Here is a 20,803-nt window from a genome sequence, read left to right on the forward strand (position 1 = left end):
AGCCCATTGCGTTAGCGAAGCGGGGCGTAGCCCATTGTAAATTGGTATAACTCCACATTAAACGATTGGGAGGCTTAAATATGGAGGATTTCAAGTTAATAAAGTACATTATCTAAACCTGCTAGCTTGGCACAGAGGCTATTCTAATTCAGAATTATGCTGTGATTAACAAAAATGATTGGCTAGGAAATGATATTAAGGCAAGCCTTGATAGAAAAATTGTTATGACTATTGTTGATATATCAATAAACAAACGATGAAGAAATATTCTTTTAACCTTACAGTAAAACCAGTGAACAAGTGTTTACAAGATATTAAAAACACAGTGGAATTTATCTTATTAGAAGATGTGTCTGTTGAAGATTGTGCTGTATTAATTAGGGAAACGGAAGTATTTACCCCAGAATTAGTTGCTTATATTGTCTCACAACAGCCTATTGAATCAGAACATTTACAATTGCACGTGCAAAAGGCTATACCGTCAGCTTTGCTACCCAAAGCCTATATACAAGTATCTAATTTACCGTTGACTCCGACAGGAGAAGTAGATCGACAAGCTTTGATGAGTCTGCCAGTCTTAGATGTCCATCTCGCTGAACAAATAGAAAAGGAATTACAGTCAATACTAGAGATTGATAAGTTAGCAGTAATTTTGCAAGAAAACTCTTTAAACTTTCCTCAGTTGCACATAACAGATTTACTTCCGGAGGCGAAAAGTTTAAACACTTCTGTTATCAGACAGTTAACTTCCTCTAATATTGAGATAAAAACACAATTACAAAAATCACAGACTAAGCCATTAGCTATTAGCTATGGTGCTTTTTTATCACAGGAATTTAATATCCCCTCCACCTTACCAGAAGTTTTGCGAAAAGCAGCCCAACAGGCAAAAGGAGAGCGAATTATCTATTTATTGCCTGATGGAACAAAACTGTGCTGTTCCTACGCCGATTTACTGGAACAAGCACAGCGAATTCTCGGCGGTTTGAGAAATTTAGGGGTAAAACCACAAGATAAAGTCATTTTACAATTGGAACTTAATTGTGACATTCTCCCTGTTTTTTGGGGTTGTCTTTTGGGAGGCTTTATTCCTCTTATTACTGAAGTTCCTTCAACCTACAAGGAATCGAATAAGGGTGTAGATAAGCTAGTTCATATTTGGGAGTTCCTAGATAGTCCAATTATTGTAACTACGCAAGCACGGGAAAAGGAAATTGAATATTTATCCCAATGGCTACCAAAAGAAAAATTAAAAATTGCTTCTATCGAAGCTTTAAAAACTAGTTATCCAGATAAATTATATTATTTGAGTAAGCCAGATGATGTGGCATTTTTTAACCTAACATCTGGCTCGACAGGAGTTCCAAAATGTATTCAATTGACTCACCGCAATCTCATCACTAACGCCAGAGGAGAAAATCAACTCAATCAACACACTCCGGAAGATGTAATCTTAAATTGGTTGCCATTAGAGCATATTGGCGGTATTTCCATGTGTCATATTCGTGGAATGCTGTTAGGTTGTACGCTAATTTATGCTCAAAAAGAGTATGTGTTAGGTAACATTATTAACTGGTTAGATTTAATCGATAGATATCGCATTACCCATAGTTGGGCACCTAACTTTGCGTATGCTTTAGTTAACGAAGCCTTGAAGCAACAACAAACACAAAGAAATTGGGACTTATCTTGTGTCAAGTTTTTAGTCACAGGTGGGGAAGCGGTTGCTCCTAAAACAGTGGAGAATTTTTTGGAAAATTTGGTTGCTTATGGATTAAAGAAAACAGCGATTCGTGCAGCATTTGGCATGGCAGAGATGGCTTCAGCTATTACTTTTTATCAGCCTACTGAGAACGCATCAATAAAATTTCATAGGTTAGACAAATCGTACTTGCAGAAAACCATCAAAAGAGTTGAATTAGAAGATTCTAATAGTGTTGATTTTAGTGACTTAGGGGTAGTAATTCCTGGAGTAACTATTCGGATTGTAGACAGTCAGAACAAACTATTACCAGAAGATACTATTGGTCGCTTGCAAGTTAAAAGCGATGCTGTTTCACCTGGTTACTATAATAACCCACAAGCTAATTCTGAGTCATTTTTAGAAGACGGTTGGTTCGATACTGGAGATTTAGGTTTTATTAGTCAAGGACATTTGGTGTTAACAGGTCGTGCCAAAGAAATTATTATTATTAATGGCGCTAATTACTACAGTCATGAAATCGAAGCTGTAATTGAAGAAATTGAGGAGGTAGAGGCATCATATACTGCTGCTTGTGCAATCAAAGATGTAGAGGGTGCTACAGAGAAATTAGCTATCTTTTTCCATTCTTCGGTAGCGGAAGATGAACAACTACAAAAACTTCTTCACAAAATTCAGCAGACTGTAGTTAACAAAGTAGGATTGAATCCAGATTATTTAATACCATTAGCGAAAGAAGATATTCCTAAAACTGGGATCGGCAAAATCCAGCGTCGCCAATTGAGTCAGCGTTTTCAGACAGGAGAGTTTAATGCAGTTCTAAAGCGGCTCGATATTTTAATGGGTAATCACAACACCTTACCTGACTGGTTTTACCACAAAATTTGGCGATCGCAAAAACTCATATCCCAAGAGCTAGAAGTTTCTAAAGGACACACAGTCGTATTTCTCGACTCTTCCGGATTAGGTTCAATATTATGTCAACAATTAGAAGCGACTAATCGCTCATGTATCTGCGTTCAGATAAAGAAAGAATTTAGCTCAGTTGGTGACAAGAGCTACTATCTCAACCCGGAAAAAGCTGATGACTATCAACAACTGTTTGAGTCTATTCTTGATGACGGTCAACCTATCATCGAGATTATACATTTGTGGAATTACGATTCATTTACCGCAGACATTGACTCTTTAGAAGTCCTCCAGCAGATTCAGACACGAAGCATTTACAGTCTTTTGTACTTAATACAAGCATTGGCGAAGGTTCAAGGTTCTCAACAATCGGTACGCTTACTCTGTGTTACTAGTCAAACTCAGGCTACCTCATCGACAGATAAGATTGCTCCTGCCAAGTCCCTGATGTTAGGCTTGCTCAAAACTATTCCCCAGGAAATGCCCTGGTTACGTGTCCGTCATCTGGATCTCCAACTAGAGGCAGAACAGAATAATGTAGTCTATATTCTCCAAGAACTCCAGGCAAATTCAAAAGCCTTGGAAGTAGCTTATCGTCAGGGACAGCGTTTGATTCCTCGCCTACAGAAAGTCGATTGGAAACAACAACCAAAGCAAGAATTACCTTTCAAGCAAGGGGGCATTTATCTGATTAGTGGGGGACTTGGCGGTGTAGGAGTGGAGATTGCGAAATATCTGCTGCAAAATTACCAAGCAAAGTTGTTATTGCTGGGGAGGAGTCCTCTATGTGAAAAAATCGAGGTCTATAGAGAGTTAGAACAATTACCAGGAGAAGTCATCTATCAACAGATAGATATCTGCAATTCCGAGCAAGTCCAACAGGCACTTACACAAGCTTTATCCCAATGGCAAGGAGAATTAGCTGGAGTTATTCATCTAGCGGTAGTATATAGACAAAATTTACTCCTAGAAGAAACTCACGACAACTTAGAGGCAGTCTTACGTCCCAAGGTGCAAGGAACTTGGGTATTGCATCAACTGCTGCAATACCATCCCAATAGCTTGTTTATCAGCTTCTCTTCTTTAGCCGATTTATTTGGTGGCGCTAATATTGGTGCATATATTGCTGCGAACTGTTTTCTAGAAAGCTTTACACACTATCAACGCCATCAACAAGGAAAGCAAAGTTATTGCTTTGTTTGGGGTAACTGGGATAACTTGGGCATCAGCCAAGATAATCCGGCACAATCTTGGCTTTATCGCCGAGGTTCTTGTACTATTTCTACTACCCAAGGTTTGTATTCTTTAATAGCAGCTTTGCACCATGACCAAGAACATTTATTGATAGGTTTGGATGGCAGCAAACCCTATATTCAAAAGTATTTGGAAATGGAAACTCGTGGGTTACAGAAGTTAACTGCTTATTTCACCACCAACCGCGAAAATGCCGCTGTTTCAGACTTGACTCAAAAGATCGAAAAAGACTATGCGATCGCAGATTATTTTGGTATATCAGCTACTTGTGACTTGGTTGAACTAGCACAAATGCCATTGACAATTACCGGGGAAATCGACCGGGAGCAGCTACAACAAATTAGTCTTGGTAAAGACACTCAACCACGAGTCCTACCCCGCAATGAGTTAGAACGGCAAATATCATTAGTTTGGCAAGAAGTTTTAGGAATTGGACAAATTGATATTCACAGCAACTTTTTTGAACTCGGCGGTAGTTCAATCAAAGCCATTATTTTAGTCAATAAATTACAAGAGCAACTAGGACGAAACTTTCATTTCACAATAATGATTGAAGCTCCAACAATTGCTCAATTTTCATTGTATCTCCAGAACAATTATCCAGAGTTAGATTCTAGACCACAAGATTCTAATCTGGATCTAACAAACAGCAAAATAACGCTGTTAACTGAAAATAACACTAGCCAAATTGGGAAAACACTAGCCACTATTGCAAGCGATATGGAGGAGGGAGAAATATGAGAACAATTAATCAATTATTATCTGACTTGGAAAAGTTGGAAGTTCAGCTTTGGCTAGATACGCACAAAGATGATGTTATTACAGAAGAAGTTCGCCTGCGCTATACTGCCCCCAAGGGAGCTTTATCTTCAGAGTTACGTGACGAATTGCGACAACGTAAAATAGAAATTATTCAATATCTACATCACAAACAAAAAATAGCAAAGTCTCCACCGATTGAGTCTATTCTGGTCAAAATCCAGCCTAAAGGAAGTAAGCCGCCTTTGTTCTGCGTTCACCCAGCTGGTGGTAATGTCTTTTGCTATTTAGAATTATCTCGCCATTTAAGTTTGGATCAGCCTTTTTATGGCTTGCGCCCTCCTAATCTATACAGCAAAGAAGAACCTTTCACCTCTATCGAAGATATGGCTGCGGCTTATATCAAAGTCATGCAGTCTGTTCAGCCACAAGGGCCTTATTACCTTGCTGCTTCCTCTTTTGGTGGAGTTGTCATTTATGAGATGGCACAACAGTTGCATGCTAGTGGTCAAGAAGTTGCTTTTCTAGGAATGTTGGATATGCCTTTACCCACAGCTACAGATATGAAAAATCACATGGAAAAAATGGGGAACGAATATTATCTAGTGCTAACGGCTTTTGCTGAGAGTACGGCAGGGGCTTTAGGTCAGTATATGCCAACTACGCCTGAGGAATTGCGGAGTCTTTCGGAATTAGAAGCACAATTACAATACATTTTGCAGAAATTAATGAGGCATAAACTTTTACCTGCGGAATTCACATTTGAGCAGTTTCGCCATCTTTTTGAGGTATTTAAAAGCAATGTCACAGCTGGAATGCGCTACACAATGAAAATATACCCTGGTAAAGTTGTTTTTTTCCGCGCTAAAGTAGACATCATCAATATATTTGAGGAATATCAAGACATAACCAGAGGATGGTCAGAATTCGCACTTGGTGGAGTAGATGTCCATGAGATAGAAGGAGACCATTATTCTATGCTTCGTAGTCCGGTTTTAGCTGAAAAAATCAAGCCTTATCTGTTGAGAAAACAAGCGTCTACGTTAAAAAGAATGACTTTGACAAACAGTGCTAGCCTTAACGGAAGCAAAGCGATTTTCTGAAGTCGGATAAAAAACAAGCGATCGCGCTGTTATGCTCTTGATTCGGTACATTTGAATAAAACCAAAGTTGTCATTAAGGAAAGCATTTGAGCCAAAGTCTACCAAATCGAAAACTGAAGATCGCAATATTGGCAGTAGGGTCTAGGGGAGATATACAGCCCTACTGTGCTTTGGGCATTGGTTTAAAACGTGCGGGGCATAAGGTAACAGTAGCAACGCACAAAAACTTTGAATCCTTTATCGGGCAGTTTGATTTAGAATTTGCGCCCATAGCCGGAAATTTTCAAGAAATGTTGCAATCAGATGTTGGCATTCGATTGATTTCAGGAGAAAAAGTTCGGTTCGTAAGCGATGAATTATTTAAGCAGCTGTTGCAATCGGCTTGGGCAGCATGTCAGGAGGCTGAAGTCATCATCTATACACCATTAGCGAATTGGGGCCATAACATTGCCGAAAAATTAGAAGTCCCGTGTTTCTTTGCATCAGTTGTACCGTTGACTCCCACGGGAATGTTCGGGTTTTTTAGATTTGCTCTCTCAACAAAAAACCCGCTAAAGAAAGTCATCAACTATGCCACTTATTTCATCGCAGAGTTATTCTTCTGGCAGAGATCCCGAAAACTAGTTAACGAGTTTAGAATCGAGACTTTGAAATTGCCCCCACTGCCATATTTGGGTAGTCGGTTTAGGAAAAAGACTCCAGCTAACGTATCACAAATTCCTGTGTTGTATGGGTTTAGTTCGCACGTTATTCCAAAACCCCATGATTGGCCTGCGTGGGTGTATGTGACTGGTTTTTGGTTTATTGACCGAGCAGACACTTATGAGCCACCAAGAGAACTAGAAGATTTTTTAGGCAAAAAAGTACCAACTTTGTGTTTTGGATTTGGCAGCATGACCATGCTCCATCCAGAAGATTTAACGCACTACATCATAGAAGCTCTGAAGAAAACAAGTTTTGGCGGCATTATATTGTCAGGTTGGGGCAATGTTGGCAACGTAGTTAGCATTAAAGATTCGCCACGAGTGTTTGTTATCAAAGATGTTCCCCACGATTGGCTACTACCCCAAGTATCAGCAATGGTTCATCACGGCGGTGCTAGTACAACGGCTGCGGTATTACGAGCAGGAATTCCTTCAGTTACAGTACCCTTCTTTGCAGATCAACCAATTTGGGGTGAAAAGCTAACATATCTGGGAGTAAGCCCTGCATCAATTCCGTACAAAAAAATATCAGAAGAAAACTTAGCACAGGCAATAAAAATATTAATGGGTGATGAAGTCATGCGCTCAAAAGCACAAGAGTTAGGTGAAAAGATTAGGGCTGAGGATGGTGTAGCAAATGCCGTTGAAGCTTTTCATCGACATTTGGGCTTGATTACCTAACTGAATGTATGCACCCATAAAATAGATAACAGCATCCAATACCTCTGCCAATTTACGAGGGTTCAACGCCACCAGAAACGGGATGAATACGTCCTAAAGCAGTAAGCTTGGCAAAAATCTTGGTTAATAAAATAGGCTCAGGGATTTCGGGAAGCATTTTTAACATTTCATGAACATATCGAAAACCACGGTAGTAAGTAGGTGGGCGGGAAAATTTCTAGGTATGCGACGAAATGTTAAGCAGTAGCGTAAGAGTTAAATTTAACACGTTGTGTACTGTAATTTGCTTTTTCACTCCTAGCTTCAACACCATGAATTACGGCATAAGCAAGATCTAATTCATCGTCAAAATATCTCGCAGTTGTGGAATATCGACCAGATCCGAAATGCGATCGCAATCTGCAAAATTGCATAATCCAAGCCTAATTCCTGGGATAACCAGTCCAAGAATTGTTGAAAACACTCGCCATTTAATTTCGGATACTCATAAAGGAAATGATCTCCAGTTAACGGTTCAATGGCACCATAAATCCAAAAATTATCCCTGGGCCATTTCACCTCAACAGTTGGTTTGACCCCAGAAGCAGTAATCACTTTTCCTGTAAGAGTTTTAAGTCCAACCCTTGTTTCATCCTGACACAGGTAGCGAACACACTTGCCGGGTGCTAGATGTTCTTCTAGACAATTAAGAATGATGCCGAGTTTTTTTTAAACTCAGATACCAATTTCTCGTCTTGGTTGTTGCTTTGAGGACGAGGGACTTTTAGTTTTGCTTTTAATCGATATCTCACCCACGCATAAACCGTTGCATACTCTATGTCTTGTCCATGTTCTTTTTTCAACCACTCAACTATTGCACCGTAACTACTAAACCCTTTGCCTGTTTCCAGTTCTTGCTTGAGTGCAGCGAGTACCTTGGAGTTGATTTTTCGATTTGCTCCCGGTGCTTTTTTAATTTCTAGCAAGCCAGACAGCCCACTTGCTCTATACTTCTGCAACCATCTTGTTACTGTTGAAGTATCTCTAGCCAAACGTTTTCCAATTTCTTGGTGTTGATTGACTTGACCACTCTTGAGCCACCACAACATTTGTAATTTTTCTTTCTGGATTCCTGAAGATACTGTTTGTAAGCGTTGTTTTAGTTCCTCTTGGCTTTCAGCGATTTCAATCTTAAATGGGCGGCTCATGGCTACTAAAACTTATTGATTTTGGTTACCCCTATTATATGCAACTTCATATTAAATTGGTATAAGCCCATAACTAACAACTTAGGTTAAATAAGCATTTTTTAATAAGTAAAAATTTATACTGTTAAACTAACAATAAAATATTAATTATTGCTTCCCACTCAACTGACCTGTTTGATAAAACTCAAGCAGGTTAGGGAAAGCTTTTACTGCTTGTGGATATGGACCCACAAGCATCGCTAACAGCTTTTATGGGATTAGGGGAAGTCAAACTGCAAACTGAACAAACTATTTATGGTGCGATCGCTGAAGAAACTCCCCTGTATATATGGGAAAAACCTATTCACGGGATGCATCTGGTACCAACAAATATCCAATTGGCAGGTACGGAGCAAAAAATTTTTCATGACTTGACCATCGACAACCGCCAAGGTTTATCACTATCTGAAATTAGGATTCTAGTAGGAAATATTCTTCAGCAACAGTCAGAAAGTAAGCCATCATCTCATAACCAAGAGCAAAAAGAAAAAGCTGACAAAATATACAAAGCACTTAGAAAAAGTAAAATTTGGAATGATGAGAAAAAGCTAAAAAAAATTAATAAGCTTTTTGCTCAAATTGAAGCACTTCTAGAAGAAGAAAACAAAGATGATCCTTCTCTACAGCAAGGTAGTGTAGTCTCGGAGAACTCTTTGTAAAAGGTACTGGATGGCTATAAGTCAACTCATAAATTAAGTCATCATTAGAGAGTATGTTAACTGAGCTATAAAGACTAATATAATCAGAACTGTGAAAATCTCGATTTAATAGTATTTTTGAAAACGGGTGTGGTCAAAACCAGTTGTTGGCTAGTACTCAACGCTTAACCATTAACTGTCCGCTTGGCATAGATGTATGCCTGGACAACTACCTACTTCTGACTACACCCCTTACAGTCGTATGAGCATTCATGCTAGTATATTGCATACTTTTGCTTATTGACTAATAGCCCTAAAGCTTAACTTGTTAACGATGATAGTTGTGAAGTTGTTCATAATCCTCAAGAGTATCTACATCAATAACTCCCTCAGCAAAATAAATGCTTGAACAGTTTGAATAATGCTGACGAATGATTTTTCTAGCACCGATATCATCCTGAAGAAGAGCTAGTTCTGAAAATAACGTTTTGTGAAATATAGTAGGAACACCAAGGATACCCGCGTATTCCGAAGCAACTATCATCGAATTTGTAGCTTGATATCTTGTAACAAGTTGATTAATCAGGTCGGAGGAAACAAACGGTTGATCGCATAACATCAGTACGATCGCTTCAATCTCAGATGCGATCGCCCCAATAGCATTTAGTCCACATCGAATGGAACTGGCCATACCAGTTGACCATTTTTGATTATAAACAATGTGGATATCTAAATTTCTCAGATGCGGCTCAATAGTTTCGACGTAAGCACCCAACACAACAACAACTGGCCGACACTGAGAATTAATCGCCGCCTCCGTGATATGTCGAATTAGTGATTTACCTTGGTAAGCTAGGATCTGTTTAGGCTGACCAAGCCTTGTGGAAGCGCCTGCTGCCAAAATTATAATGCCAATGTTAGACATGGTTGCTCTAAGAGAGAATGGATCGAGCCTGGGCGATCGCGCAAGAAACTACCCCTACGTCCGCCAATTACAGCTTGAATTTCTGCCACGATGGACAGGGCGATTTCTTGGGGTGTTTCCGCAGCAATGTCTAGTCCTACAGGGTTATAAATTCGTTGTTCTTGTGCAGATGTGGTAATGATATTTTCTTCAGACAGATCGTCCCACAATTTTTGCATCCGGCGTTTTGGGCCTAACACTCCCAGGTAACGCACCTGGGACGGAATCAGAGTCTTGAGAAATGCTAGGTCGCTTAGATAGCGGTGTGTCATGACAACTGCTACAGTTTGCGGTGTCAGCAAATGTTTGTATGAGTGGGCATCATTGAGTTCGCACCAGAGAATTCGGTCAACTAGAGGAAAGCGATCGCCCCTCAAATACCCTGGTCGATCGTCAATTACGGTAACGTGCCAACCCAGATGTTTCGCCAAATGCACCACGGGAATCGTATCATATCCAGAACCAAATACGAGCAGTGGTACTAATGGATGAATTACTTCGATCGACACATCAACGCGTCCTTGAGGTAAAGTATATGATTGTACGCAAGTTTGTTTTTTTCTCAGTGCTTGGTGAGTGTCTATTTCTATCTTTTGAGCAATGAAAATGTTAGCAACGTGATTGATGACAGTGCCATCTGATTTCAGCATCATTCGAGAACCAACTGTAATATCTGACGCTCCCTCTATTTTAAAGACAGTAGCGATCGCTCCCACTTGCCCAGACTGCAAACAATCTTGAATGAAAGACATTTGGCTCGCAGCAGTTTCATCACCTAAAGATTCAATCAAAACATCGACAACGCCATTACACCCCAACCCAAAGCCAAATACAATGTCTTCATCCGATGTAGTGTCATATCTTACTACCATCGGTTCACTACCGCCAAACATCAGCGATTGCGCCCGTTCAAAAACATCACCTTCCAAACAGCCACCGCTAATCGCACTAATCATTTGTCCATCTTCAACCAGTAACATCCTCGCCCCTGGTCGGCGATAAACCGAGCCACTCGTTTGTACTACCGTTGCTAAAGCACTACGCTGTGCTGACTTTTGGCTATGTACAAATGCTTGCAGGATATGCTGTAACTCGTTCATATACTTATTGCTCACTTACAGAACTATGTAATAGCGCTAAATTTGCGGCAGCAAATTCTACAAGAGTTTGTCAGGCGTGATGGGCAAATCTCTGATTCGCTTGCCGGTCGCGTGAAAAACCGCATTGGCGATCGCCGCCGGAATTCCGACCATACCGAGTTCGCCCATGCCTTTAACACCGAGGGCATTGACGATTTTATCGTCCTCCTCAACAAAGATCGTTTCGATCTCCAGAATATCGGCATTAACCGGCACATGGTAGTGCTGCAAATTCGGGTTCATGATCCGCCCGTAACGATGGTCGATTTCAGTCGCCTCTTGCAGTGCCATGCCGATGCCCCAGACAACGCCGCCAATTTCCTGGCTGTGCGAGGCCTTCGGATTGATGATCTTGCCGCTGGCAGTCACTTCAATGGCCCGCGTAACTTGGACAGTCCCCACATCCGGATCGACCTTCACTTCAATGAACTGCGCGCCGTGCGCCAACGTCGCATACTTCTCGCGCTCCTCTGAGGGACGCGACTCGAATGTTTCCGTGATTGCGGTGAGACCATTACGCTTCATCACTCCGGAGATGTTGACGAAACGCGACGGGTCGCTTTTTAGTCGCAGTCTCCCGTCGAGCATCTCGACATCGGCGGCTGCTGCCCCCTTGAGCGGAGAATCCGGTTCCTGGTTCGCGAGTGCGAGCAACTTCGTGCCGATGGCCAGAGCCGCCCCGCGCACCGCCGAGCCGACGCTCGCCGTCGTCCAAGATCCCCCCTGCGACGGTGAGCGAGGGAACTTCGTGTCGCCGAGTTCAAATTTCACCTGCTCCAACTTCAGCCCCAGATACTCGGCAGCGATCGCGGTCATCACGGTGTAGGTGCCGGGGCCGATGTCACTGGTCGCACTAGCAACTTGCGCCGTGCCATCCACTCGCAGCGTGATGAGGGCGGCAGCAGGCATCTGGAAAGCGCCCCAGACGCCGGTTGCCATACCCCAACCGACGAGTAGGCGTCCGTCGCGCATTGAGCGCGGCTCAAACTGGCGCTTCTTCCAACCGAATTTTTCCGCGCCGAGCCGATAGCACTCCCGCAACGCCTTACTCGAAAATGGCTTGCCGCTCTCGGGGTCTACTTCGGCGTAGTTGATTAGCCGTAGTTCGAGCGGGTCGATCTTGAGCGCGTAGGCCAGCTCGTCCATCGCGCATTCGAGCGCGAACATACCGCTAACGGCCCCCGGTGCACGCATCCAGGTCGGGGTGGGGAGGTCAGTGTTGGTAATCTTCAGCGGCGCGTAGAGGTTCGGGCAGGCGTAGACCTGGCGCGTGAAAAGTGTGGTTTCGTCTGAGAACTCCTCGATGTTGGAGGTGTTGTGTACGACTTCATGAATCATCGTGGAGAGCTTTCCCGATCGCTCTGCGCCGAGCGCGACCTTCTGAATCGTGTACGGACGATAGCCGTGGCCAGTGAACATTTGTGTGCGCGTATAGACGACCTTGACTGGGCGTTTGAGTTCCCGGGCAGCCATCGCTGTCAGCGCCGGATAATAGTTCGGGCGCAGCGACGATCCGAAAGCCCCGCCGACGAAGGGTGAAAGCACGCTCACGTTTTCCTCGGGCACGCCGAAGCTCGAAGCCAAATGTGCGCGCACGCCATAGACCCCCTGCGTCTTGTCGAAGATCGTGAGCTTGTCGCCTTGCCAGACCGCGATGGCCGCGTGCGGCTCTATGGGGTTGTGGTGCTCGATAGGAATGCGGTACTCGGCCTCTACCTTCACAGCCGCTGTACGCATCGTCTCTTCGGGATTACCGCGCGTTAAAGTATGTTCAACAACTAACGGCTGAGTCTCTTCGGGATTACCGGGCGGCTCTAGAGGCGGCGCTTGGGTGGGGACGCGCGCGATCGCTCGCACCGCCTCGGTGTCGGTCGTGTGCGGCTCTGTGTTGTAGGAGACTTTGACCAGACGTGCCGCATAACGCGCTTGCTCGTATGTCTCGGCGACGACGAGTGCCACAGGCTGCATATTGAAGAAGATTTTGTCGGACTGGAGCGCCCGAAACGACTTGTCGTGCTCATCGGTAGCGCGCGACGGAGCCTGCACCATGGAAAACTTCGGATCGAGCTTTGGTGTGTTCAGGTGCGTGAAGACGCGAATTACACCCGCAGCGCGTTCAGCCTCACGCGTGTCGATTGATTTAATCGTGCCCTTTGCTACGGTTCCCAGCACGATAAAACCGTAAGCGAGATTGGAAACCTGAAATTCTGCGGCGTATTTTGCCTTGCCCGTCACTTTTGCGATGCCGTCTACGCGGCTCATTTCTTTTCCGATGTATCTTGCCATTTCTTTTATTCTCCCTACTTACGCAACACCGCCCGACATCGCTCGCTGCAAAGCGAGAACAATGGCGCGTTTTCCGAGTTCGACTTTATAACCGTTATGTTCAAGCGGTTTCGCATCTTTGAAAGCCACTTCGGCAGCAGCCCGAAAAGTTTCTTCCGTCGCTGGTTTTCCGATCAAAACTCTTTCCGCTTCGGCTGAACGCCAAGGTTTATGCGCGACGCTTCCCAAAACAACGCGTGCCTGTTTGATGTTGTTGCCTCTTGTTTCTAAAGCAGCAGCCACGGCAACCAGTGCGAAAGCATATGAAGTGCGATCGCGAACTTTTAGGTAATAAGACTTGTCGGCGAAGTTATTCCTCGGCATTTCGATGGCAACGATCAATTCCCCATGCTGAAGATTGTTATCTTTTTCCGGCGTGTCGCCCGGCAAGCGATGAAAATCCTGGATCGGGATTGTGCGTTCTTGCCCGTTCGTGCCGCGAATCCTCACTACTGCATCAAGCGCATAAAGCGCATTCGCCATATCGCCCGGGTAAGTCGCCACGCATTTATCGCTGTAGCCAAAAATGGCATGAATGCGATTAAGTCCCTGAATAGCTCCGCATCCGCTGCCAGGCTCGCGTTTGTTACACGGCATAGCGATGTCGTAAAAATACTGGCAACGGGTGCGCTGCATTAAATTTCCCCCGTTGGTCGCCATATTGCGAAGCTGTACGGTGGCACCAGCTAAAATCGCCATTGACAGAAGCGGGTAATTTTGCCGGACGAGCGCATGGTTAGCCGTATCAGTATTTTTGGCTAACGCGCCGATAGAAATTCCGTTCGAGGTCGATCGAATTTCCGCCAGATTCAAACCTAAGATGTCAACAAGTTCGCTGGGACGCTCGACGTATTCTTTCATCAAATCAATCAAATTTGTCCCGCCTGCGAGAAACTGTGCCGTTTGATTAGCGGAAACAGTGCCAACGGCGCTTGCTGTGTCGGTTGCGCTAGAATATTTGAACGATTTCATCGGCTTTGCCCTCATTGAATGCAATGGCAATTTCTTCATCGCTTGGAAAATGCCTGGTCTGGGCTGTTTCGCGCCCGGAATGAACTTCTCTGATTGCCGCAACGATTCCTGGATAAGCGCCGCAACGGCAAATGTTGCCGCTCATGCGTTCTCTGATTTCTTCATCAGAGAGCTCTAAATTCTGGGGACTCGTCCGCAAATTGTTAGTGACGTGACTCACGTCGCCGTTTTTAGCTTCCTGCAAAAGCGCCACTGCCGAACATATCTGCCCCGGCGTGCAGTAGCCGCACTGGAAGCTGTCGTGTTTGATGAACGCCGCCTGCATCGGATGAAGATTGTCGCCGTCAGCCAGCCCTTCGATGGTCGTCACCTCTTTTCCCTCGCAGCTCGCGGCAAGTGTCAGACACGAAAGCACGCGGCGTCCGTCAACGATGACTGTACAAGCACCGCACTGTCCTTGATCGCACCCTTTTTTGGTGCCGGTCAATCCAAGTCTTTCGCGTAGAGCATCGAGCAGCACCGTGCGCGAATCCACTTCCAGGTGTTGAGTAGAGCCGTTGATTTTCAACAGGACTTTAACGGCGTTTTCCACCCCAGCGGTCGAAGCGAAAACTGCGTCGGGCGAAGCGGCGAGCGTGGCAAAGACCTCCTCTTTAGCCAGCAGGTGGAAGGCGAAGGTGCCGAGTGTTGCAGCCATGTTCCCCCCCAAGAATTTTCGGCGAGCAGCACCGACAATACCGAGTTCGTCGAGTATTGTTTTTTCGTCCGCGCTGAGTTGCTCATCGCTTTCAGTTAGATCGAAGTCTTGTCGTTCTTGATTGTCGTCCATGATTCTCCTTGCAACATTCTCGAACAAGCCCTAGACAAGTGTTTGTTTTTCGCGCCGACTCTTCTCACGGTCTGCACCCACCAAAGGCGCAGAAGCACCTTCGCTCAATATTTCGCCAACGGTATCCGTATCTCGGCGGCCACCCAAGAAGGCTTATTTAAACCTGTGGTAGCTCATAGATACCCCAATAGTTAATATCATGCTTCTTCAAAATAACTTCAGCATTTTGAATCTCCTCATCTTTGCCTTTTAGTACTAGTAAATATTCACAACACTGGATGCGATCGCAATAACGTCTAGCTCGGTCTTCAGGAATACCTAAACTAGCTAGCACCTTTACTAAATGATTTGTGGCTATAGTACTAACTGCAACACCCGCTACACTGATAATGAATGCTGTTCCAACCGAACCGACTGCAATTATTACTCCAATACCGCCAGGAAGTACCAAACTGCTAAGACCAACTAATACGCTTCCCCAAAAACTTGTAGCTAAAGCGTCACCAACTGCTCCAGTTGTATCTACACTTTGATTGTTGATACGCGAACTGACTGATACTTCGCCAATAGGACTTATGCGATCTGCAAATTTTGCAAAAATCGCAACTTTTTCCATTGGAAAGCTTGAGGCTTTCAATTCATTAACTGATTGCTCCGCTGCTTTACGGTTAGTAAATACTCCAACAGCGTGCTTGTTATCTGTTGTAATCATATTATCCTTATTTCAGTGAGGCAGCACTAGCTCACCATTGACATCCTCCCCGACCTGAAAGGTGCGGGGATTCCCAACAATCACTTGTTGAGTTTTCTGCTTCGTCCCGTGCCAGCTAGACTAACGTTACTGCTAGTCCCCGCCGCATCCGGTCTACAGACATTTTGTTTTACTTCCACGACAAGACCTGCCGCAGAACTGGAAACTAATTCCAAGCCGCGATTTCTAACCACCTGTGCTGCCGCTACATCCCGCGAAGTAGTGTAGAAACACACCGGACAACAATGAATACGTTGGCTCAATTCCTTCTTGCCCGTATGCGTCCCACATTCGGGACACTGCTGCGAAGTATAGTTTTTATCTACCTTGGCAAAGAATACACCTCGCTTAAAACACACCCATTGTAGGATGTGAACGAATTGTCCAAAACCAGCGTCGGCACTATGTTTTGAAAACATCCCTCTCGCCCAACAACGAAAGTCAATGTCTTCAACAAATATCATTCCTGCACCATCACAAAGACGGTTAGCCAGTTTAAAATGCCAGTCTTTCCTCGTGTCAGTAATTCGCTGATGAATTCTCGCTATTTTACGATTGAGTTTGTGTCGATTATTAGACCCTTTTTTCTTATGCTTTAACCTACGTTGCAGCAATTGCAGCTCGCGTTGTAATGTTTGCAAAAAGCGAGGTCTATTAATTTGTTCGTTATCACTCGTGGCTACAAACTTATCAAACCCTAAATCTAACCCTCGGGGATGACCGGATATTGGTGTATCTGGTAGTGATACATCTAACTGTAATGCCAACATGACAAAGTAGCCTGATGCCCGTCGCACAATCCTGGCTTGTTTAATCTCAAACCCTTCTGGAATTGGACGGGACAAACGTAAACCAATCCACCCTAGTTGAGGTAGTTTGAGCAAACTGCCTTGAATTGGATTTTTGCCCAATTGAGGAAATACAATTGACCGCATTCGGTATTTATTTTTGAAGCGAGGAAACCCTAATTTCTTCGCTCTCATGTCCTCAAATGCCCTGTCCAATGTCCTTAAGACTTGTTGGAGGACTTGCGAATGTACTTGCTTGAGAAGGGGGAATTGCTCTTTGGCAAGAGTTAACCGCTTGGCTTGAGTGTGGTAACTAGGGTATGGTTCATCAGCACCAAGAATGTATTCCTGAACAATGGAACAAGCGTTAACAGGCGACTTGCGGGAATTTAACCAGTCCTTTCTTTCGCGTAAAGCAAAGTTCCACACTTTGCGACACACATCGAATATTCCTTCGATGATATCGATCTGCTTTGGAGTTGGTTTTAACTTAAATTCCCAGGTCATGTTTAGCATAGAAGTATTTTACACTAAGCCTATAGCTGTGTAATGCCGTCCTCCACTTCGTTAAAGGACGGGGTTTTAGACCCAAAATTTTCGATCAAACCGAAAGTTATTTCAACAAATTAGTAAATAGTTAACAGTAAACTGTTTTTCAGTTGGGAGTCAAAGTTCCTCACCACTATTGCGTGCTACGTTTGAGTTGGAGATTTAGACCCCAACTCAAACTTTGATAACTGATAACTCCTTTAAACTCTTGCCCTATGGTCAGTACGGCTACGAGAAGCTAATGGAAGCATAATCATCCAAACACCCGTAAACAAAAAATTAATCCCTACAAATACTCCCAATACCCAAACTGCGCTGACAGGCCATTGATACAGAATCAAAATCCCTAGAATAATAGCCATGATACCGCTAAATAGTACCCAACCCCAGTTTGGATCTCGACGCATTTGAAATGCTGCAATTACCTCCAATACACCCTCAATAAAAATGATAAATCCAAAAGCCAAAGTGAGAGAGAGCGCAGCACCAAAGATGTTGCTAAGCAACAAAATTCCACCAATTACGTATAGAATACCAACTACTAGTGTTGTCCAGAAGCCTCGTTTGTGACGTGATTGAAATGCATGAACAATTCGGACGATGCCAGCAATAATTAAAGTCCAGGAGAATACGATTGTGATGGCAATAGTGGCAACAAATGGTTCTGCGATCGCTGCAATTCCCAGCAGAATCATCAAAACACCTAAGACAATTGGCAATACTGAATTTGTTCTGGTTTCTCTAAAATCTTCAGAAGTCATAGCTTTTCAAAAAATGTTTTGATATGTTGTTAAATCTTGAAAGAGAGACGCGATTAACCCAAGTCTTTCCAAGAGTTATGTCTCCCTTGTACTCCTCTGCCCCCTCTAAGCATTGACCAGTTCAGGTGATAAGCGTTTCAACACCAGTCGTTCGTGTTCCACATGGACGTAGATTGTGTCGCCTTCGTGGAACTCGCCGCGTAGAATCGCTTTAGCAATCGGAGTTTCTAGTTCTCGCTGAATCGCCCGCTTCAAGGGACGAGCACCGTAAACTGGGTCATAACCGACCTGAACAATCCAATCGAGAGCCTCGTCGGAGATTTTGAGCGAGAGTTTACGCTCGCGCAATCGCTCCTCTAAATGCTGCACTTGTAGTTTGACAATTTCGCGCAACTCGTCCTTCCGCAAGCTATGGAAGATAATGATTTCATCAATGCGGTTGAGGAATTCGGGGCGGAAACTTTCTCGCACTGCTTCCATGACGCGATCGCGCATTTGTTCGTACTTGCTATCGTCTCCTGCCACATCCAAAATGTATATTGAACCAATATTGCTGGTCATAATCGCGATCGTATTTTTAAAATCTACTGTGCGTCCCTGAGAATCAGTTAGGCGACCATCATCCAGGATTTGCAGCAGGACGTTGAATACATCAGGATGAGCTTTCTCAATTTCGTCAAACAGAATTACAGAATAAGGTCGGCGGCGAATCGCTTCGGTGAGTTGTCCGCCTTCTTCATAGCCCACGTAACCTGGAGGCGCACCGATGAGACGGGCAACAGTGTGTTTCTCCATGTATTCGGACATATCGATCCGCACCAGTGCATCTTCGGTATCAAACAGATATACCGCTAAAGCTTTTGCCAGTTCTGTTTTTCCCACCCCGGTCGGGCCTAAGAAAATAAAGCTAGCAATGGGACGATTTGGGTCTGCCAACCCAGCACGGGAACGTTGAATTGCATCGGCAACAGCTCTTACAGCTTCTTCCTGACCAATCACACGTTTATGTAGCTCTTCTTCCAGATGCAAGAGTTTTTGCATTTCCGATTCAACCAGTCTGCTCAACGGAATACCCGTCCACTTGGAGATAATTTCGGCAATGTCAGCTTCGGTGACTTCTTCACGCAACAGAGATTTACCGCTAGTCTGGATTTGGGCTAGTCGCGCTTCGGCTTCTTTTAGTTGTCGTTGCAGCTGTGTGAGTTTGCTGTATTTCAGTTCTGCTGCCCGGTTGAGGTCGTAATCGCGTTCGGCTTGCTGAATTTCTACATTGACACGCTCAATCTCTTGTCTAATTTGGCGAATGCGATCGATAATTTGCTTCTCTGCCTGCCATTGAGCATTGAGAGCAACTTGCCGTTCTTTTAACTCCGCAAGTTCTCTTTCTAGGCGTTCTAACCGCTCTCTGGAAGCACTGTCTGTTTCTTTTTGCAGTGACAGCCGCTCCATTTCCAGTTGCAGAATTTTGCGATCGATTTCGTCTAATTCTTCTGGTTTAGAAGTAATTTCCATTTTTAGTTTAGCCGCAGCTTCATCCACCAAATCAATAGCTTTGTCGGGTAGGAAGCGATCGCTAATATATCTTGCAGACAGAGTAGCTGCCGCAACTAACGCACTATCAGAAATCTTCACGCCGTGGTGTAACTCGTAGCGCTCTTTCAAACCGCGCAGAATTGAGATGGTATCTTCCACACTGGGCTGATCGACATACACCTGCTGAAAACGACGTTCCAAAGCCGCATCTTTTTCAATGTACTTGCGGTATTCATCTAGCGTGGTGGCACCAATACAGCGCAATTCGCCGCGAGCGAGCATCGGCTTGAGCAAGTTGCTAGCATCCATCGATCCTTGCGTTGCACCCGCACCAACTACAGTGTGAATTTCGTCAATGAACAAGACAATTTGTCCCTGTGCTTCTTGGATTTCTTTTAAGACAGCTTTCAGGCGTTCTTCAAATTCTCCCCGGTATTTGGCTCCGGCAATTAACGCACCCATGTCTAAAGCTATTAGTTTGCGATCGCGCAATGATTCCGGGACATCACCACTGACAATGCGCTGCGCTAATCCTTCTACAATTGCCGTTTTACCGACACCGGGTTCACCAATCAGCACGGGGTTATTTTTAGTCCGACGAGAAAGGATTTGAATCGTGCGGCGAATTTCATCATCTCGTCCAATCACTGGGTCGAGTATGCCCTCATGTGCCAATTGAGTTAAATCGCGTCCGTATTTTTCTAGCGCTTCATATTTAACTTCCGGGTTTTGATCTGTCACTTTTTGACTCCCTCGAATCTGTTGAATGATGTTGCGGAGTTTTTTTTCATCCAGTCCAAATTCTTGAAACAACCCTTTACCAAAGCGATCGTCTTTGGCAAAGGCAAGTATTAAATGTTCAATAGAAATATATTCATCACCAAACTCTTTGCGGTATTGTTCGGCGCGATCGAGCAGCGTCTCTAAACTGTGTCCGATGTATACCGAACCACTGCTAGCCCCCGATACTTTGGGCTGACGGTTGATGAAGTCGATAGTGCGCTCGTGTAGTTTTTGAACATTTACCCCGGCTTTGTTGAAAATAGAACTGGCGAGTCCTTCCTGTTCCAGTAGCGCTAGCATCAAATGTTCGCTCTCAATCTGCTGATGCTGAAACTGCTTGGCAATTTCGGGAGTCCGAACAAGGGCTTCCCAGGCTTTTTCGGTAAATTGCTCGGGATTGGTTGGTTGCATAATCGTGCCCCTTAGCTGAGAA

General features: G+C 44.3%; 15 protein-coding genes and 1 pseudogene. 4 read left to right on the plus strand and 12 right to left on the minus strand.

All coding sequences use genetic code 11. From position 1 onward, the window contains the following. The first annotated feature begins 292 nt into the window (after window positions 1–292). The 3 genes from NSTC745_RS19940 (at window position 293) to NSTC745_RS19950 (ending at window position 7,112) form a co-directional block, all read left to right on the plus strand. Complete coding sequence (locus NSTC745_RS19940) at window positions 293–4,606, plus strand: SDR family NAD(P)-dependent oxidoreductase (protein WP_445632483.1); 4,314 nt, start codon at window positions 293–295, stop codon at window positions 4,604–4,606. Beyond that, window positions 4,603–5,727 carry a thioesterase domain-containing protein gene (locus NSTC745_RS19945; protein WP_445632484.1) on the plus strand — a complete coding sequence of 375 codons (1,125 nt, stop codon included), beginning with the start codon at window positions 4,603–4,605 and terminating at the stop codon, window positions 5,725–5,727. The genes NSTC745_RS19940 and NSTC745_RS19945 overlap by 4 nt, the downstream gene beginning before the upstream one ends. 128 nt (window positions 5,728–5,855) lie before the next feature. Then, on the plus strand, window positions 5,856–7,112 hold the full coding sequence (locus NSTC745_RS19950) for a glycosyltransferase (RefSeq protein ID WP_445632485.1): 1,257 nt from the start codon (window positions 5,856–5,858) through the stop codon (window positions 7,110–7,112). Between the two features lie 52 nt (window positions 7,113–7,164). On the opposite strand, the pseudogene NSTC745_RS19955 reads toward NSTC745_RS19950, so the two are convergent. The 3 genes and pseudogenes from NSTC745_RS19955 to NSTC745_RS19965 all read right to left on the minus strand — a co-directional run. Further along, window positions 7,165–7,308, minus strand: a pseudogene (locus NSTC745_RS19955) (IS4 family transposase); the annotation flags it as partial. Between the two features lie 40 nt (window positions 7,309–7,348). Beyond that, on the minus strand, window positions 7,349–7,525 hold the full coding sequence (locus NSTC745_RS19960) for a hypothetical protein (protein WP_445632486.1): 177 nt from the start codon (window positions 7,523–7,525) through the stop codon (window positions 7,349–7,351). 264 nt (window positions 7,526–7,789) lie between these two features. Next, window positions 7,790–8,299: a helix-turn-helix domain-containing protein gene (locus NSTC745_RS19965; RefSeq protein WP_445632487.1), complete on the minus strand. Its 510-nt coding sequence runs from the start codon at window positions 8,297–8,299 to the stop codon at window positions 7,790–7,792. Window positions 8,300–8,508: 209 nt separating this feature from the next. Between NSTC745_RS19965 and NSTC745_RS19970 the strand changes: the two genes are divergently transcribed. Continuing rightward, entirely contained in the window at window positions 8,509–8,997 is a 489-nt protein-coding gene (locus tag NSTC745_RS19970; RefSeq protein WP_445638649.1) for a ParA family protein, read from the plus strand. Between the two features lie 307 nt (window positions 8,998–9,304). On the opposite strand, the gene NSTC745_RS19975 is transcribed toward NSTC745_RS19970, so the two are convergent. The 9 genes from NSTC745_RS19975 to clpB all read right to left on the minus strand — a co-directional run bounded on the left by NSTC745_RS19975 (window position 9,305) and on the right by clpB (window position 20,781). After that, window positions 9,305–9,901, minus strand: coding sequence for a nucleotidyltransferase family protein (locus NSTC745_RS19975; RefSeq protein WP_445632488.1), 597 nt, complete (start codon window positions 9,899–9,901; stop codon window positions 9,305–9,307). Then, on the minus strand, window positions 9,880–11,040 hold the full coding sequence (locus NSTC745_RS19980) for an XdhC family protein (protein ID WP_445632489.1): 1,161 nt from the start codon (window positions 11,038–11,040) through the stop codon (window positions 9,880–9,882). The genes NSTC745_RS19975 and NSTC745_RS19980 overlap by 22 nt, the downstream gene beginning before the upstream one ends. A gap of 57 nt (window positions 11,041–11,097) precedes the next feature. Continuing rightward, window positions 11,098–13,365 carry a xanthine dehydrogenase family protein molybdopterin-binding subunit gene (locus tag NSTC745_RS19985; protein ID WP_445632490.1) on the minus strand — a complete coding sequence of 756 codons (2,268 nt, stop codon included), beginning with the start codon at window positions 13,363–13,365 and terminating at the stop codon, window positions 11,098–11,100. Between the two features lie 18 nt (window positions 13,366–13,383). After that, the gene (locus tag NSTC745_RS19990; protein ID WP_445632491.1) at window positions 13,384–14,376 is read right to left on the minus strand and encodes an FAD binding domain-containing protein; all 993 of its coding nucleotides are present in this window, start codon (window positions 14,374–14,376) and stop codon (window positions 13,384–13,386) included. Then, on the minus strand, window positions 14,354–15,205 hold the full coding sequence (locus NSTC745_RS19995) for a 2Fe-2S iron-sulfur cluster-binding protein (protein WP_445632492.1): 852 nt from the start codon (window positions 15,203–15,205) through the stop codon (window positions 14,354–14,356). The genes NSTC745_RS19990 and NSTC745_RS19995 overlap by 23 nt, the downstream gene beginning before the upstream one ends. A gap of 157 nt (window positions 15,206–15,362) precedes the next feature. Continuing rightward, window positions 15,363–15,917 (minus strand): hypothetical protein, encoded by a 555-nt coding sequence (locus NSTC745_RS20000; RefSeq protein WP_445632493.1) that lies wholly within the window; start codon window positions 15,915–15,917, stop codon window positions 15,363–15,365. Window positions 15,918–15,997: 80 nt separating this feature from the next. Continuing rightward, window positions 15,998–17,260, minus strand: a complete 1,263-nt coding sequence (locus NSTC745_RS20005) for an RNA-guided endonuclease InsQ/TnpB family protein (RefSeq protein ID WP_099070185.1) — start codon at window positions 17,258–17,260, stop codon at window positions 15,998–16,000. A 233-nt stretch (window positions 17,261–17,493) separates the two neighbouring features. Continuing rightward, window positions 17,494–18,054, minus strand: coding sequence for an HdeD family acid-resistance protein (locus tag NSTC745_RS20010; protein WP_445632494.1), 561 nt, complete (start codon window positions 18,052–18,054; stop codon window positions 17,494–17,496). Window positions 18,055–18,159: 105 nt separating this feature from the next. Further along, a complete protein-coding gene (gene clpB / locus NSTC745_RS20015; protein ID WP_445632495.1) occupies window positions 18,160–20,781 on the minus strand; it encodes an ATP-dependent chaperone ClpB in 2,622 nt (873 codons plus the stop codon). Between the last annotated feature and the right edge of the window lie 22 nt (window positions 20,782–20,803).

This window comes from Nostoc sp. DSM 114161 (assembly GCF_052692665.1).